11 protein-coding genes are annotated in these 16,584 nt (G+C 66.2%); 9 read left to right on the top strand and 2 right to left on the bottom strand.

Annotated elements, in window-relative coordinates; all coding sequences use genetic code 11:
• Positions 1-4: 4 nt before the first annotated feature.
• Positions 5-1,135, bottom strand: coding sequence for a sigma-54 dependent transcriptional regulator (locus VGI12_16215; GenBank protein HEY2434222.1), 1,131 nt, complete (start codon positions 1,133-1,135; stop codon positions 5-7).
• Positions 1,136-1,480: 345 nt separating this feature from the next.
• Here VGI12_16215 and yvcK point away from each other — a divergent pair, with 345 nt between their 5' ends.
• Both yvcK and VGI12_16205 read left to right on the top strand, forming a co-directional pair.
• Positions 1,481-2,455 (top strand): uridine diphosphate-N-acetylglucosamine-binding protein YvcK, encoded by a 975-nt coding sequence (yvcK, locus tag VGI12_16210; GenBank protein HEY2434221.1) that lies wholly within the window; start codon positions 1,481-1,483, stop codon positions 2,453-2,455.
• Positions 2,456-2,459: 4 nt separating this feature from the next.
• Positions 2,460-2,885 (top strand): hypothetical protein, encoded by a 426-nt coding sequence (locus tag VGI12_16205; protein HEY2434220.1) that lies wholly within the window; start codon positions 2,460-2,462, stop codon positions 2,883-2,885.
• Between the two features lie 22 nt (positions 2,886-2,907).
• On the opposite strand, the gene VGI12_16200 is transcribed toward VGI12_16205, so the two are convergent.
• Complete coding sequence (locus VGI12_16200; GenBank protein ID HEY2434219.1) at positions 2,908-4,332, bottom strand: sensor domain-containing diguanylate cyclase; 1,425 nt, start codon at positions 4,330-4,332, stop codon at positions 2,908-2,910.
• A gap of 284 nt (positions 4,333-4,616) precedes the next feature.
• On the opposite strand from VGI12_16200, the gene VGI12_16195 reads away from it, so the two are divergent.
• From VGI12_16195 to VGI12_16165, 7 genes are all read left to right on the top strand, one after another.
• The gene (locus tag VGI12_16195) at positions 4,617-4,868 is read left to right on the top strand and encodes a hypothetical protein (GenBank protein HEY2434218.1); all 252 of its coding nucleotides are present in this window, start codon (positions 4,617-4,619) and stop codon (positions 4,866-4,868) included.
• A gap of 203 nt (positions 4,869-5,071) precedes the next feature.
• Positions 5,072-5,881, top strand: coding sequence for a PEP-CTERM sorting domain-containing protein (locus VGI12_16190; protein ID HEY2434217.1), 810 nt, complete (start codon positions 5,072-5,074; stop codon positions 5,879-5,881).
• A gap of 253 nt (positions 5,882-6,134) precedes the next feature.
• Entirely contained in the window at positions 6,135-7,001 is an 867-nt protein-coding gene (gene xrtA, locus VGI12_16185; protein HEY2434216.1) for an exosortase A, read from the top strand.
• A complete protein-coding gene (locus VGI12_16180) occupies positions 6,998-7,633 on the top strand; it encodes an EpsI family protein (protein HEY2434215.1) in 636 nt (211 codons plus the stop codon). The genes xrtA and VGI12_16180 overlap by 4 nt, the downstream gene beginning before the upstream one ends.
• Positions 7,633-9,915, top strand: coding sequence for a tetratricopeptide repeat protein (locus tag VGI12_16175; protein HEY2434214.1), 2,283 nt, complete (start codon positions 7,633-7,635; stop codon positions 9,913-9,915). Before VGI12_16180 ends, VGI12_16175 begins: the two co-directional genes overlap by 1 nt.
• A 351-nt stretch (positions 9,916-10,266) precedes the next feature.
• Positions 10,267-10,443, top strand: coding sequence for a hypothetical protein (locus tag VGI12_16170; GenBank protein ID HEY2434213.1), 177 nt, complete (start codon positions 10,267-10,269; stop codon positions 10,441-10,443).
• A gap of 391 nt (positions 10,444-10,834) precedes the next feature.
• Positions 10,835-16,315 (top strand): LamG-like jellyroll fold domain-containing protein, encoded by a 5,481-nt coding sequence (locus VGI12_16165; protein HEY2434212.1) that lies wholly within the window; start codon positions 10,835-10,837, stop codon positions 16,313-16,315.
• Positions 16,316-16,584 lie beyond the last annotated feature (269 nt).

Genomic DNA, 16,584 nt, shown 5'->3' with positions numbered 1-16,584 from the left:
TCGGTCACGCCGCAGGCGGTGGCGGACCCGTCGGCTCGATGTCGTCGCTTGCGGGACGGCTCAGTGCCGCGGAACGGAACTGCTGGAAAGGAATGTGGCAGTGGTACTTCCGCAGGAAGCCGAGAAACCGCTTGTAGTCGTCGGGCTTCATGTTGAACAGCTCGACCAGCACCTTGTAGTTGCCTGACGTCGACTCCAGACCGCGCTTCACCAGCGTCCGGATGTCGGCCCGGGTGAGATCGCGCGACATGAAGGGCCCGTAGACCACGGACCAGAACGACAGCCGCTCGCTGACCATCTGATCGTACAGCTGGTCGGCGACGCTCTTCACCGCTGGCGCCGTCACCACGCCCATCGTGACCGCGGCCGGCGGGCGCCGGACGTCGACGGGCAGGTCGGCGACGCCAATCGTGCCCCCCCCGGCCCTGACGATCAGTCGCTCGACGATGTTTTTCAGCTCGCGGACGTTGCCGGGCCACGGGTGATCCAGCAGCACGGTCAGCGCGTCGGGCGAAAGCTCCGGCACGGGCGTCTGATAGTGCCGCGCGAACGAGTCGAGGAAATAGCGGAGCAGCACCGGAATGTCGTCGCGCCGCTCGCGCAGCGCCGGGACATACAGATGGACGACGTTCAACCGGTAGTAGAGGTCCTCCCGAAACACCTTCTGCGCCACTGCGTCCACGAGCACGCGATTCGTCGCCGCGATCACCCGCACGTCGACGCGCGTCTGCGCCCGATCGGCGCCCACGCGCTGGATTTCACCCGTTTCCAGGAATCGCAGGAGCAGCCCCTGCATCCTGGGGCTCGTCTCGCCGATTTCGTCCATGAAGACCGTGCCGCGGTGCGCCTGTTCGAAGACGCCAGAGCGGTCGCGGTAGGCACCGGTGAAGCTGCCCCGGACGTGGCCGAACAGCTCGGTCTCGAGGAGGGTTTCGGTCAGGGCCGCGCAATTGACCGTGACGAGGGGCGAGCGCCGGCGGTTGCTCTGGCTGTGAATGAGGCGGGCGACGATCTCTTTGCCCGCGCCGCTTTCACCCGTGACCAGGACTTTCGCATCGCAGCGCGCCGCATGTTCGATCTCTTCGCGCAGCGCGACGATCGCAGAGCTGATGCCGACAAGGTCGGTCGCTTCCATTTTCTATGGGAGACGCAACAAAAGGTCCGTAAAGGGGTGACTTTATCCCCCGGCGGCGGTACTGTCAAACGCCCCATTGAGACGTTCGGGAGGACGCCGAGCGAGCCGGATTGGATGCCGATGCGCCATCAGGCGCTGCACCACGAACATTTGTCACCTGCGAAGAAGACAAACTCTCCTGTCTCGTGAAAGAAGCCCATTTGCGGCAGAACTTTCGTGGCACCTCCGTTGCCTCTTGGAGGTCGCATGGCATTTCCGGTCCACGTCGAGCGTCCCAAACCTGGCTTCGGCCGCCGCAACGTGGGAAGGCCCTCGCCTCAGCGCCACCAACCCGGGAAGCGGATCGTGGCCCTCGGGGGAGGCACCGGGCTGCCCGCGGTGTTGCGAGGTCTCGTCCAGAGTGCGAACCCGTCGATTGATCTCGACGCGCTCACCGCGGTCGTCACCGTCACGGATGACGGCGGCAGCTCGGGTCGGCTGCGTGAGCTGTTTGGCGTCCTGCCACCGGGCGACATCCGCAACTGCCTCGTCGCCCTCGCCAGCCACGACGGCGCGGTCGCGCAGTTCCTTCAGCATCGCATCGCGGATGACGCCGGCGGCCACGCGGGGCATCCGATCGGGAACCTGCTGCTGACGGCCTTGACGCAGGTCACCGGCGACTTCGCCAAGGCGATCGATCAGGTCGGGAGTCTGGTCGGGGCGCGCGGGCGGGTCATCCCGACGACCCTTGAAAACGTGCGCCTGCGTGCGCGCATGGAATCGGGCAAGGTCGTGTTCGGGGAAACGGCCATCGTCCAGGATCCGCTTCGCATCGCCCAGTTGTCGCTCTCGCCGAGTCCGCGGCCGCTCCCGGACGTCATCTGCGCCCTCGCCAACGCCGACGCCATCGTCGTTGGGCCCGGCAGCCTCTATACGAGCGTGCTGCCGAATCTCCTGGTGGAGGGAGTGGCGGCGACCATCTACGGTTCGTCGGCTGTTCGTATCTACGTGGCCAACCTGATGACGCAGCCGGGCGAAACGGACGGCTACTCGATCGACGACCATCTGCGCGCGATCCACGCACACACCGGCTACCATCTGTTCGACTACATCCTGGTGCACAACGGATCGCTCGAGCCGGAGACGCTGCAGCGTTACGCGCAAGAGGGATCGATCCCGGTGTCACGTCCCGGCCGCCTTCACTGCGTCGGCAGCGCGCAGGTGCTGGAGTGCGACCTCGCTGCCCGCGACAACGAAGGCAAAATCCGCCACAACGGCCGTGCGCTCGCCCGCATCATCGCCAGTCTTGCCCGCACGCACCAGGCTTTGCCGCTAGACTAAGGGCATGAAGACGTCAGCGCGCTGGCCAGCCAGCGCCGGGATGCTCTGCATCTCGCTTGTGCTGCTCTGCGGCGCTTGCCGACGACACGACGCGCCACCCGCTGGTCCGGCACCGGCGCCTCCCGTGCGTATGACCGGCGGGGAGCGCTTCTCCTGGACACAAACCGCCACCGACGTCTCGCATTTCCGCTTCTTTGTCTACGTGGACTCGACCGGCACCCGAGAACTGACTGACGCGGCCTGCCAGCGCGTCGGCCTTGACCGCTTCGACTGCACCGCCACGGTTCCGGAACTCACGCCTGGTCCGCATGCGCTGGCGATTGGCGCAACATTGATGAGCGGCGGTGAGGCGGTTCCCGGGACGCGATCGCAGCCATTCAACGTCATCATGACTGCGCCGGCTGCGCCGTCTGGTTCGCCGGCGAAATAGGCCACGACGCCGACGGCGTGATTCACGCCATTCGGCGTGGCGATCCGGACGAATCCTCGAGCCACACCGCGTTCTTCCCCGATGACTTGGCGGCCATGAGGGCCCGATCCGCGGACGCGAGCAGGTCCTGAGCGCTGCCGGCCGTCCCGAGCGTGCCGATGCCGACGCTAATCGTCAGGCTCGACCCCATCGACACCATCGCCTGTTCCACCTTCACCCGGATGCGCTCGGCGACCTGGGTCGCGACGTCGGCCGAGGCGCCCGGCATGATGATCACGAACTCCTCGCCGCCGAAACGCGCGCAGACGTCGAAGATCCGGACGCTGGTGCGCAGCAGATCGGCGACGTCGCGCAGTGCGCGATCGCCTTCGAGGTGACCGAGCGTGTCGTTGATGCGCTTGAAATCGTCGATGTCGATCATCATCAGCGCGAGCGGCCGTTCCTGGCGGAGCGCGCGCTGCAGCTCGGCGGTGAGACGGTCCTCGCTGTAGCGGCGGTTGAAGAGGCCGGTGAGCGGATCGACCGTGGCGATCCGCGCCAGTTCCGACATGTCTTCGTTGATCCGCTCGCGCAGAAAGCCGGCGGCCGCCTGCGCCGCGATGAGCCGTGCCGACTCGAAATCGCGAGCGTCGAACGGGCGGCCATCGGCGCGGTCCGTCAGGGCGATCACCGCGGCGCAGCGTGATCCGACGAGGACCGGCAGGACCATGAACGAGTCGGTGGCGTAGCGCAGGCGGCGCGTGCCTTCGGTTGTCTGGCGGGTCACGAACATCGGCCGGCGGGTGACGAACACCTCGCCGAGAATGCCCTGCCCTGGACGCAGCCGGAGGTGCTCGACGGATGCCACCGGATAGCCGACGGTTCCGGTGATTGCCAGCGCGTTCTCCGCCGGCATCCATTTCGCCAGCGCCCCGACCCGGGCGCGCGTCTGGGCGCACATGGCTCGCAGGACGAGATCGCTCACGCGACCGTTGGTGTGCGTGGAGGTCAGGCGGCGCGTCAGACCATAGAGGCGCCGCTGCAGGCGGCGCGCGTAGGCGCTCTCTTCGCGGATCGCCACCCGCTCGAGGTTGTCGCGCAGATCGGTCACGAATTGCTCGAGCCCTGCCGCTTCGCTCCAGGCGTCCATGTCACCCGGCAGCATCAGCATCCAGTCGCGATCCGACACCCGGCCGACGAGCACGCCCGTCCAGCCCGGCGTGGTGCCGCTCGAGGGCGGCGAGAGCGGCATCGGGACATCCGCCGTGTGCGCGCGTGTGCGCCCGTGCGGCGGCGCTCCATCCGCTTCGAAACGCCAGCCGTCGTCGCCGTGCGACAGGATCGCGATTGCGGTCGAGAGCGCCGTCGCCAGGGCGCGGGCGGCACGTCGAGCGGCATCGTTGAGCGATGCGGCCTGCGTGACCGCCGTCGCTACGTCGATGAATGGGCCTTGCGATGGTGTGGTCACGAGAGACACGCGTCCGCGACGTCGGCTGCAGACGATATGCCACACGCCCTAGAAACCGGTGCGGCGAAATGCGGGCAGTTACGTCGAATCGCGCGCGGCGGAGCGGATCAGCGCGGAAGAAGTCTGAGCGGACGCAGAGTTTTGGCTGAGTCCGGGTACTGAATCAAATGGAGGTCAGCGCATTTGTTGGGATTTCTGAATGGCACGACAGGGAACACTCATTGCAATTTCGTCAGAACCTACAACCAGCTCCCGACATGTCGTCGGGATCACCGGAGTGCTGCATGGACATTCGATTTGTATCTTCACTCACGGCGGAAGACGAGAACAGATTTGCGCCGGCGCTACTGAAAGCCATCGGCGCCATTCTCGATCCGATGCCGATCGCTTACACAGTGCGCATCGAGACGACGGGGTCTCAGGTCTTCCAGCACACGCACACCGGAACCGAGGAACCCACGACGCAGATACCGCTCGACACTGTCTCGCGCTTGCTGCGCAGCGTGCCGGTGGTCGGGCGGGCGACGGGACTCTAAGTGAGTCAGCACTTGCGAAGACTCTCGTCACCTCTGCGGCAGACTAGTGTCGGGTGTCAAGAATCCGGCGGATCACCAATCGTCATTTTTGCCAGTCATTTGCGAGGCGTGCGGTCCGCAAGCTCGTGGCAACCCACTTGCGGATACATGTCGGCAGTAACGGGTCCTGAATACGGTCGGTGCCCGCAGGAGAACGGAACACGATGCGAAACTTAACTCTGGCTCTCGGCTTTGCGATTTCCGCGATCGGATTGTCCGCCGCGTCGGCCGAGGCCGGTCCGGTGCTCTGGAACAGTCCGATTGTCAGTCCCGGCAGTCCGGTGAACGATCGATCGCCGAACGTCGCTGTGACGGGCACCGAGCTTCAGACCACCTTGAATGAGCTGTTCGGAAATCCCTCTCTGGGTCCTGTTCCCAACGCGAACACGGACCAGCAGCAGTACGGCATGTGGACGACCGCGTCGGGTCTCGGTCCGATCACCCCGACTTTGGTGTTCAACGGACCGAGCGACGCCGTGATCGGCATCTGGGGCGTGGATCCCGATTCCAATTCGATCGACAACCTGGCGCTCTTCTTCGCGGGCGCCGCGGCGCCGAACGGCGCGCTCGATGGCAGCGAGGCCGCGGTCGGGATCAAGTGGCTGTCCACGACCGGCACCGTCAAACTGTCGGACGCCGGTGCGGACAGCTGCAGCCCGACGACGGTGAACTGCGGCATCTTCGCGAACGCGATTAGCCGCAATGCCTTCGGCTTCTTCCTGCAGACCGGCGGGCAGACCTACTACACGCTCGATTCGCTCAACGCCGACGGCGCGGCCCACGCGCTGACGTATCAGCAGGGGAACAGTTCGGACTGGGTGATTGCCTTCGACGTCGACGGCGACCACAACTTCACGGACGGCATTCTCTACGTGGAATCGCTCGCTCCGGTCCCCGAGCCCGGGTCGCTGCTGTTGCTCGGCACCGGCCTCTTCGGCCTCGCCCGCGTGGCGCGCCGCCGCCAGGTCGCCTGAAGTCGGATTCTCTCGTCGGCTCCCCAAAGCCCTTGCGCCGTCCGCGCAAGGGCTTTTTTGCGCGTGAAATTCGAGTCTGCTCAGAGCCAGACATCGGCCAGGCGGAGGATAAAAGTCAGCCTTTTGTGGAACTATCCTCAAAAGGCGCCCTGGCGGATGTTCTCTGTCAGTCTCTAACTGACTTAGGGGCTTCATCTTAGCGGGATTAGAGACCGGCGCCACTGTGGACCCCCGGTTGCTCAGTGTCACGATTGTGACAAAGTCATCGCCGGCGTTCGGCGCCGGAGCTGCGTTCGTCCTCGCCGGGGCGCTGGGACTGGTCTTCTGGCGGACGTTCGCGGACCTGGTCAGCGACTGGCTCGAGGATGCCAACTACTCCCATGGCTTCCTCGTGGTGCCGGCGGCGATCTGGCTGGTGTGGGATCGGCGCGACTCGCTTCGCCAGCTCCCGCTCGCCCCCTCCAACGCGGGCTTCGCGGTGGTTCTCGGCGGCCTCCTGGTCCTGCTGACAGGCGTCATCGGCGCCGATCGGTTTCTCACCGAAGCGGCGCTGCCGATCGTCGTCGCCGGCAGCGTGCTGTTCCTGGGAGGACCGCGCCTGCTGCGTGAAGTCGCATTTCCGATCGCCTTTCTCTGCCTGATGATTCCGCTGCCGGCGGTGGTGTTCAATCAGATCGCGTTTCCTCTCCAACTGCTCGCGTCGCGTCTCGGGGTCGCGGGCCTGCAGCAGCTCGGGACTCCGGTGTTCCGGGAAGGCAACGTCATCGTGCTGCCGCAGATGACCCTCGAGGTCGCAGAAGCGTGCAGCGGGATCCGCTCGCTGGTTGCGCTGGCGGCGTTCGCGCTCCTCTACGGGCGCACCTGCGGCGCGACGCACCTGCGCCGCGCGCTCCTTCTGCTTTCGGTCGTGCCTCTGGCGATCGCCGTCAACGCGGTGCGCGTGATGTGCTCGGCGCTCGCCGCCGATCGATGGGGACCAGAGGCCGTCGAGGGTCTGCTTCACTCGTTTTCCGGCTGGGCCCTGTTCGGCGTGTCGATCCTGATACTCGTGATGGCCGATACCATCGTCACCAGGCTGCAATCACGCCCGAGCCTTCCGGCGGGCGCGGCAACCGTATGACCGCCAGAGTCGTGATCCTCGCCGCCGTCCTGGCCGCCGGCGGTCTCGGGCGTGAAGCCGCGTTCAAGCGCGTCCCCATCGACGGACCGCCGATCTCCCTGGCGCGTATCCCGTCGCACTTCGAGACCTGGCAGAGTGCGGGAGACAGCCGCTATTCGCCTGCGGTCGAGCGGACGCTGGCCACCGATGCCTACTTGAACCGCGCCTATCGCGATGACGCCGGCCGGATGGCGGATCTCTACATCGGCTATTACCGCGTTCAGCGGCAAGGGGCGTCGATTCACTCGCCGCTGAACTGCCTGCCCGGTGCCGGGTGGGAGCCAGTGCGCCGCGACCGCGTGCCGCTCGACGAGGGCGCCGCCGGCGCGATCGTCAATCGCGTCGTCGTGCAAAAGGGCGAACAGCAACAACTGGTCTACTACTGGTACCAGTCGTTCAATCGGATCGTGGCCAGCGACTACGCCAGCAAGTTCTATCTGGTGGCGGACGCGATTACCAAGCGCCGCGGCGATGCGGCCCTGGTTCGCGTCGTGGTCTCCCTCCCGTCCGGCTGGCCCGACGTCTCCGCGGATCGCAGCGCCCGTGCGCTGGCCGATCGCGTCTCCCGATCCGTTGCCGAGGAAGTCTTCTGATGACCATGAATAGACAGTGGACGTTGATCGCTCCAGTCGTGCTGATCGCCGTGGTGGCAGTCGGGTTGAGCGCCTGCCACCGCGATCCGCGCGCAGCCAGCCAGGCGGCGATGCAGAGAGCGCAACAGTACGTCAGCGCGGACAATTACAAGGCGGCGATCATCGAATACCGGAACGCGGTGCAGGCCGATCCACGGAACGGCGACGCCCGATACCAGTTGAGCATCGCCTACGAGAAAACGCGCGACACCACCAACGCCTTCCGAGAGGCGGTCCGCGCGGCCGATCTGCTTCCCGAGCGTGACGATGTGCAGCTCCGGGCGATCAACTTCCTGCTGCTCGCCCGCCGATTCGAGGAGGCGCGGACGCGGGCGCAGACCGTGATCGCGCGGGACCCCCGCAACGTCCAGGCGCAGCTCGCGCTTGGCTCCGCCCTGGCCGGCCTCAAGGATCTCGAGGGAGCCGTCGCCGAAATCCAGCAGGCGCTGGCCATCGATCCCGAGCGCAGCGGCACCTACGCGAATCTCGGCGCCCTCGAGGCGGCGCGCGGCAACATGCCCGCAGCCGAGAAGGCTTTCAAGGAGGCGGTGACGAAAGCGCCGACCTCTCCCACGGTGCGGGTGGCGCTGGCGCAGTTCTACTGGCTGTCGGGCCGGCAGGCGGATGCCGAGCAGGTGTTGAAAGATGCGTTGACGCTCGCGCCCGCCGATCCGGCGGTCAATCGTCTGATGGCCCTCCTGTACGAAGCCTCGAATCGCCACGCCGAGGCCGAGCCGTTCCTCAAGGCCGCGGCCAATGCGCCGCACGCCGCCGACAGCAAGCTCGCGCTCGTCGATTTCTATCTCGCCTCGAACCGCTACGCCGAGGCGAGCGCAATCCTGCAGCCGCTGCGCACCGACCCGGCATTTGCGACGCGGGCGCAACTGCGCGCCGCGGAGATCGAACGCCGCCAGGGACGCGGCGACGCGGCGCTGCAGCTCGTGGCCGACCTGTTGAAACGCGAGCCGCGCAACGTCGACGTGCTCCTCGCCCACGCCCTGCTGCTGCAGCAGAAGGGAGACTCGGCGGGCGCGCTCGCCGACGCCAACCAGGCGATCGCGGCCGACCCGACCTCGGCACCTGCCCAGTTCGTCAAGGGACGTGTGCTCGTCGCGCTGCGCCGGCCCGACGATGCCCGCCAGGCCTTCAACGAGACGCTGAGGCTGAACCCGCGCGCCGCGGCCGCGGAAGTCGAGCTCGCGCGGCTGCAGCTGCAGCGCGGCACGCCGGACACGGCGGTGGCGTTCGCCGGTCATGCCGTCAAGCTGGACCCGCGCAGTGCTGAGGCCAAGCTTGTGTTCGCGCGGGCGCTCCGCGCGCGAGGCGACTACACGCAGGCCGAAGGCGTGTTGCGCGGCCTGGTCGACGCGATACCGCAGTCGGCCGCCGTGCATGCGGAAATGGGTCTCCTGTCAGCCGCGCGGAAGCGATCGGCGGAGGCACGGGCGGAATTCGAGACCGCAGTCAAGCTCGAGCCCCTGCAGCTCGACGCGGTCGGCGGATTGCTGGCGCTCGATCTGAGCGAGAACAAGCGCGAGTCGGCGCGCCAGCGCATCGATGCGCTCGTCGCGTCGGCTTCAGGCAATTCGGCGGTCCTGACGATGGCGGCCAAGACGTATCTGCTGCTGGGGGATCCCACCAAAGTGGAACCGCTCCTCACCAGAGCGATCGCGGCCGATGGCAACAACCTCGCGGCCTACGGGCTGCTCGGACAGTTCTACGTGACCCAGAAGCGACTGCCTGACGCGCAAAGGGAGTTCGAGACGCTCGCCCAACGCCAGTCGCCGGCCACCATGGCGCTGACGATGGTGGGCATCCTGCAGCAGATGCGCGGCCAGAAGGCCGAAGCCCAAAAGACGTTCGAACGGGTCATGTCGCTCGACGGCCACGCCGCCGTCGCCGCCAACAATCTGGCCTGGCTGTACTGCGAAAACGGCGGCAATCTCGATATGGCGCTGCAACTCGCCCAGACGGCGAAGGCGGCGATGCCGGAGCAGGCGGAGGTCGACGACACCCTCGGGTGGGTCTATTACCGCAAGGACTTGCTGCCGCTCGCGATTACCTCTCTCAAGAGCAGTGTCGACCACGACCCGAAGAATGCGGTTGCGCAATATCATCTCGGGCTCGCCTACGTCAGGGCCGGAGACAAGACGCGCGCGAAGGGTGCGCTCCAAGCCGCTCTTCGGCTGCAGCCTGATTTCGATGGCGCGGCGGACGCGGCGCGGATTCTGGCGACGCTCTAACGACAGCCTCCCTTTCGAACCCTTGATGACGCCGGGCCGCCGGCGTCACTCGCTCGTGTTTCCTCACGCCTCGTGTTTCCTCACGCCTCCTTGCAGCGATGGGTCGTTGCTACTCATTTCAATTGGCTGAATCGTCCTTCGGCGCAGGTCCGGCAGAACAAAGTCCGCGCTCACGCAGCCTTTCGGAAGGGGCATACCGGCAGATCGTGCGAAATCCTGAGAAAAACGACGGATCGCTCACGTGTGCGGTCTGGCAGTCCCATTGCTATATCGACGGTATCCACTCGTTTTTGGGTTTTGGGATCGTCGACCATGAATACGCCTTTGATTGCCATCGTGAATCACATTCAGTTGTCTGAACCCGCTCTGCTGGTGACGCTCGGCATCTCGCTCTCGATTGTCAGCAGCTGGGCCCGCCGTCAGATCGTCAAGTCCAACGCGCGCCACGCGGCGGCGCCCGTACGGGTTGAATCGCCCGCTCGCCGGACGCCGTGGCTGGTGTCGGACGCCGAACGCAAGATCGCCTAACGTCGATCGCTCTCGTCGACGCGTCTCTCCTTTCTGTCACTCCCGATCTCTCTCTGCAACCGCCGCCGAGCGCTCATCGCTCGCGGCTCGACGTGCGTTCACGTCCGCGCTTTTTCATCGCTCGCGCTGAGACTTTAGTCTGCCTCCTGGCGCCCATCCGCGGCGACACTCTGCGGATTACCAACGCATTTGCAGTGAGATCCAGCGATTGCGCTTGGCTGCGCTCTTGCTCAACGAGACATCGCTGCTGACGCGCCCTCATCGCGCGTCTCGCCTCAACGCGCCATCAGCATTGAACGCAAAGGACACATCAGTGATTAGGGCTCACGAGCGCACCGCCGGGTGTCGCGCGGCTCGGATTTTCCCGGCCGCAATCGGAATCGTTCTCGGATTGCTGACGGCCGCTCCAGTCGGCGCCCAATCAACGATCGCCTTCGTTCAATCCAATTCAGCCACGCCGCAATCGCCGCAGGCGGCCGTCACCGCCCGCTACGCAAGCGCGCAGACGGCGGGGAACGCCAACGTGGTCGTCGTCGGCTGGAACGATACGACCGCGACGGTGGCGACCCTCACCGATACGGCCGGCAATACCTACGTCAAGGCCGTCGGGCCGACGAAGCAAACGGGCCTCGGGACGCAGAGCATCTACTACGCGGTCAACATTGCGGCGGCCGCCGCCAACACGAATACGGTCACCGTCACGTTCAACGCAGCCGCGCAGTACGTCGACCTTCGCATTGCCGAATATCACGGCATCGACAATGCCACGCCCCTCGACGGGGCGGTCGGAGCCGTCGGCACGGGAAAGACCAGCAGCAGCGGCGCCATCGTGACCACGTATGCCAGCGATCTGCTCGTCGGCGCGAACCTGGTCGCGCAGGGCACGACCGCAGCCGGCACGGGTTTCACCAGCCGCGTGATCACCGCGGACCTCGACATCCTGGAGGATCGCGTGGTCACGGCGGCCGGCAGCAACAGCGCGACCGCAACCCTTACCGGCGGCTCGTGGATCATGCAGATGGTGGCGCTTCGCGGCGCACCGGTGTCGACAGACACGCAGCCACCTACCGCTCCCTCGAACCTCGCCGCGTCGGCCCTCGCGACCGGCCCGGTTTCGTTGTCCTGGTCCGCGTCCACCGACAACGTCGGGGTGGTTCGATATCGAATCGAGCGCTGCTCGGGAGCCGCCTGCAGCGGGTTCGCGCAGATCGCCACCTCCACGACCCTGGGCTACTCCGATTCGACCGTGTCGGGTGGAACCATCTACAGCTACCGGGTCAGAGCCGAAGACGCGGCCGTGAACCTCAGCCCCTATTCAAACGTGGCCACCACCACCGCCATCGTTCTGGCGGATACGACCGCGCCTACCGCCCCGTCCAGCGCCACGGCCGCCGCCCTCTCGAGCAGCCAGATCAGGGTTTCGTGGACCGCGTCAACCGACAACGTCGGCGTGACAAACTATTTCGTCGAGCGCTGCAGCGGTGCGAGCTGCTCGAGTTTCGCACAGGTGGGCACGGCCGCCGGCACGACGATCGACGACGGCGGCCTCGCGGTGTCGACGGCCTACAGCTATCGTGTACGGGCGACCGACGCGGCGGGCAACCTGAGCGCATATTCGAACGTCGCCAGCGCGACGACCCAGGGGGCTCCCGACACGCAGGCGCCCACTGCACCGGGAACGCCGGCGGCGACGGCGGTCTCGAATAGCCAGATCAATCTGAGCTGGACGGCCGCCACCGACAACGTCGGCGTCACGAGCTACCTCGTCGAGCGATGCCAGGGAGCCGGATGCTCGACCTTCGCGCAGGTCGGCACCTCCGCCACCACCTCGTATGGCGACACTGCCCTCGCCGGTGCGACGTTCTACAACTATCGAGTACGGGCGAGCGACGCCGCCGGCAATCTCGGCCCCTACTCGGCAGCCGCGGGCGCGACGACGCAGGCGACCCCGACGATCGCGTTCATCCAGGCAAATTCGGCGGTACCGCAATCCGCGCAAGCGAACGTGAGCCTCGCGTTCACGCTGGCGCAGACGGGCGGCAATCTCAACGTCGTCGTCGTCGGCTGGAACAGTTCGTCGGGACAGGTGACGTCGGTCACCGACACGCGCGGCAACGTGTACGTCAGCGCCGTCGGCCCGACGAGCGTCGGAGGATTCGGAACGCAGAGCATCTACTACGCGGCCGGCATCACGCCGGCGGCGGCCAACGCGAACACCGTCACGGTGGCCTTCGATTCGGCGGTGCCGTACGCGGACATCCGGATTGCCGAGTACTCGGGGATTTCGTCGGTGAACCCCGTGGATGTGGTCGCCGCGGCTTCGGGAAGCGGCACGTCGAGTTCCAGCGGCACGGTGACGACGACCAATCCTGCGGATCTGCTCGTCGGCGCGAATCTCGTCGCCTCCGGAACGACCGGCGCCGGGACGTCGTTCACCAATCGCGTCATCACGAACCCCGACGGCGACATCCTCGAGGATCGCATCGTCACCACGGCCGGCAGCTATTCGGCGACCGCGCCGCTGTACTCCGGCACGTGGATCATGCAGATGGTGGCCTTCAAGGCGGGAGCCGCGGTTCCCGACACCCAGCCGCCTTCGGCGCCGTCCGGCCTGACCGCCACGGCTCCCGCTGGCACGGAGGCCGACCTTGCCTGGACGTCCTCCACCGACAACGTCGGCGTCATCGGCTACCGAGTGGAGCGGTGCCAGGGGGCTGGCTGCGCGACATTCGCGGAAATCGGCGTGTCGAGTGGAATGGCAGCGTTCAACGACACGACGGTGACGGCCAGCCTCACCTACTCGTATCGCGTCCGAGCCGGCGATGCGGCTGGTAACCTCAGTCCGTACTCGAACATCGCGACGGTCACGACGCCGGCTCCAGACGTCGTTCCGCCGTCGGCACCGGGTGTCCTCGCCGCGAATGCGGTCAGTGGCACGCAGATCGACGTCTCTTGGGGGGCGGCCACTGACAACGTCGGCGTGACCGGCTATCGGCTGGAACGGTGCCAGGGACAGGGTTGCACGGCATTCAACAAGCTCGGCACCACGATCACGGGGACCAGCTTCAGCGATACCAGTCTGAGCGTCAGCACCAGTTACAGCTACATCGTCCGTGCGGAAGATGCCGCCGGCAACGTTGGTCCTTATTCGAACGTCGCCGGCGCGACGACCCTCGGCACGAACCCGCAACTGGTGGCCGCCTACTCCTTCGATGAAGGCACGGGAACAACCGTCACCGACTTGTCGGGCCACGGGAACAACGGGACGATCGCGAACGCCGCGTGGGCGGCGACCGGCAAGTTCGGCAAGGCGCTGACCTTCAACGGGTCGAGCGCGGTCGTCACCATTCCCGACGCGCCGTCGCTGCACCTCACGACGGGGATGTCGATCGAGGCATGGGTCAACCCGAGTGTCGCGGCCTCTGACTGGAAGGACATCGTCTACAAGGCCAACGACAACTACTATCTGGAGGGGGCGACTCCTGGCGGACGTCCGGCGATTGGTGTCACGATCGCCGGATCGGCCACCGAGGCGTTCGGCGGCGCGGCGCTGGCCGTGAACACCTGGTCGTTCCTGGCGGCCACCTACGACGGGACAACGCTGCGGTTCTACGTCAACGGCATCCAGGTCGGCAGCCAGGCCAGAACCGGTGCGATCACGACGTCGGCGAATCCCCTGCAGATCGGCGGCGACGGCCTCTACGGGCAGTTCTTCCAGGGGATGATCGACGAGGTACGCGTCTATAACGCGGCGCTCTCGACCGGACAGATCCAGGCGGACATGGCAACCGCCACGGGCGGATCCTCGCCGGCCGTGTTGTTCTCACCCGCCGCCCTGGACCTGGGCAATCAGCCCATCGGCGTGCAGAGCGCCGCCGTTCCGGTGACATTGACGAACGTGGGCTCGGCCACGCTCAACGTGACGGGACTCTCGATCACCGGCGTCCAGGCGGCGGAATTCGGCCAGACGAGCAACTGCGTCGGCGCCATCGCCCCTCAGGGGAGCTGCACGATCAGTGTCACCATGACGCCGGCGGCCGCCGGTCTGCGGAGTGCGACGCTGAGCGTTGCCGACAACGCTCCCGGCAACCCGCACGCGCTCCCGGTGAGCGGCACGGGCGTAGGCTTCTCGATCGCGCCGCAGACCGCCGTGGTGACTCCGGCGCACGGGCAGCAGTTCGCAGCAAACGGTCCGGGATCCGGCAGTGTCGTCTGGTCGGTGGATGGCCTGGCTGGCGGCAGCGGCGCTACGGGAATCGTGTCGACGGCTGGCCTCTACACGCCGCCTTCCGCCGGCGGCAGACACCTGGTGACCGTGACGACCACCGACGGGGCGAGGTCGGCAACGGCAACGGTGTACGTCACCGCGCATCCGGGGGTCTTCACGCACCACAACGACAACGCCCGGACGGGCCAGAACGTCAACGAAACGGTGCTGACGCCGGGCAACGTCAACTCGACGACGTTCGGGAAGCTGACGTCCTACAGCATCGACGGCATCTCCCACGCCTCGCCGCTGTATGTCGCGAACGTCAACATTCCGGCCGTCGGCGTTCGCAACGTGGTCTACGTCGCGACCGAGCACGACAGCGTCTACGCTTTCGACGCGGACAGTACCGGCACGAGTCCTCTGTGGAAGGTGAGCTTCCTCAGCTCGGGCGTGACGAGCGTTCCCAACGGCGACACCGGCGAATGCTGTGACATCAAGCCGGAGATCGGCATCACCGGTACGCCAGTCATCGACCAGGCGTCGGGTACGCTCTACGTCGTCGCGAAGACGAAGGAGGGGTCCTCGACCTACGTTCAGCGGCTGCACGCCCTGAATATCGCGACGGGCGCCGAGAAGTTCGGCGGCCCCGTGGTGATTCAGGGCAGCGTTCCCGGGAACGGCACCGGATCCACCGGCGGCACGCTTGCGTTCGATCCGCTCCGGGAGAACCAGCGAACGGGCCTGCTCCTGTATAACGGCGTGGTTTACTTCGGCTTCGGAAGCCACGGCGACATTCCCCCCTACCACGGGTGGCTGCTTGGGTACAGCGCCACGACGCTGCAGAAGGTCTTGACGTTCGTCGCGACGCCGAACGGCACCGGCGGCGGAATCTGGCAGAGCGGCGGCGGCCTCGCCATCGACTCCTCGGGCAACTTCTTCTTTGCTACCGGCAACGGAACGTTCGATCTCGACACGAGCGGCATCGACTACGCCAATACGTTCCTCAAGTTCAACCCCGTCGGTGGCGTGCTCGACTACTTCACACCGCATGACGAAGGCACGATCGACGCGAACAATCTGGATCTGGACGCCGGGGGGATGATCCTGTTGCCCGATCAGCCTGGCGCGCATCCGCACGAACTGGTCAGCGCCGGCAAGGATGGCACCGTCTACATGGTCGATCGCGATTCGATGGGCCACTTCCATACGCCCGACCAGAACGTGCAGCGCCTGAACAACGTCTTCCCGTTCGGGACGCCACTGCCCGGCAACTACAGCTCGCCGGTCTATTTCAACGGCGCGGTGTACTTCGCTCCGGTCGCCGACGTGGTGCAGATGTTCAAGCTGTCCAGCGGGCTGCTCACGACGTCGCCCACCTCGACGACGCCGGAGACATTCGGCTACCCGGGCGCGGCACTCGCGGTTTCGGCCAACGGGACTCAGAACGGCATCCTCTGGGCCGTGCAGAAGAACGGGACTGCGACGGGCACCTTGCGAGCGTATGACGCCAGCAACGTGGCATTCGAGATCTACAACAGCGACCAGGCCGCTGCCCGCGATGCGTTGGATGTGGCGGCCAAGTTCAGCATCCCGCTGGTGGTCAACGGGAAGGTGTTCGTGTCATCGGAGGGCCGTCTGACGGTCTACGGTCTTCTGCAGTAGGCCGACGCTCCTCGAGAGAATGGCCGATCGGCGGGCGCCAGGACAGGCCTGGCGCTCGTCCGCGCATCGCCGACCGGGTACACATTCGTAATATTCCGCGTATACTCGGGCTCCGTGCGGCCCCGACTACATTTCTGTGTTTTTTCCTTCCTCCTCTGCCTAGTCGCCTGGTTTACCAATCTCCTCCCGGACGGCCGCGCGTCGGCGCAGGCCGCCGTTGGATTCGTTCAGATCGCGGCGGCGACACCGCAATCTGCCCAGACGTCGGT

This window comes from Vicinamibacterales bacterium, from assembly GCA_036496585.1.
Classification (GTDB): Bacteria; Acidobacteriota; Vicinamibacteria; order Vicinamibacterales; family 2-12-FULL-66-21; genus JAICSD01.
Note: the sequence above shows the minus strand (reverse complement) of the source record. Positions and strands in the feature narration are given on the sequence as shown.

What these genes read in the sequence shown, in the direction of transcription:
- VGI12_16195 (HEY2434218.1), top strand. Translation starts at nt 4,617, where the DNA reads ATGGACATTCGATTTGTATCTTCACTCACGGCGGAAGACGAGAACAGA.
- VGI12_16190 (HEY2434217.1), top strand. Translation starts at nt 5,072, where the DNA reads ATGCGAAACTTAACTCTGGCTCTCGGCTTTGCGATTTCCGCGATCGGA.
- VGI12_16175 (HEY2434214.1), top strand. Translation starts at nt 7,633, where the DNA reads ATGACCATGAATAGACAGTGGACGTTGATCGCTCCAGTCGTGCTGATC.
- VGI12_16215 (HEY2434222.1), bottom strand. Translation starts at nt 1,135, where the DNA reads ATGGAAGCGACCGACCTTGTCGGCATCAGCTCTGCGATCGTCGCGCTG.
- VGI12_16205 (HEY2434220.1), top strand. Translation starts at nt 2,460, where the DNA reads ATGAAGACGTCAGCGCGCTGGCCAGCCAGCGCCGGGATGCTCTGCATC.
- VGI12_16180 (HEY2434215.1), top strand. Translation starts at nt 6,998, where the DNA reads ATGACCGCCAGAGTCGTGATCCTCGCCGCCGTCCTGGCCGCCGGCGGT.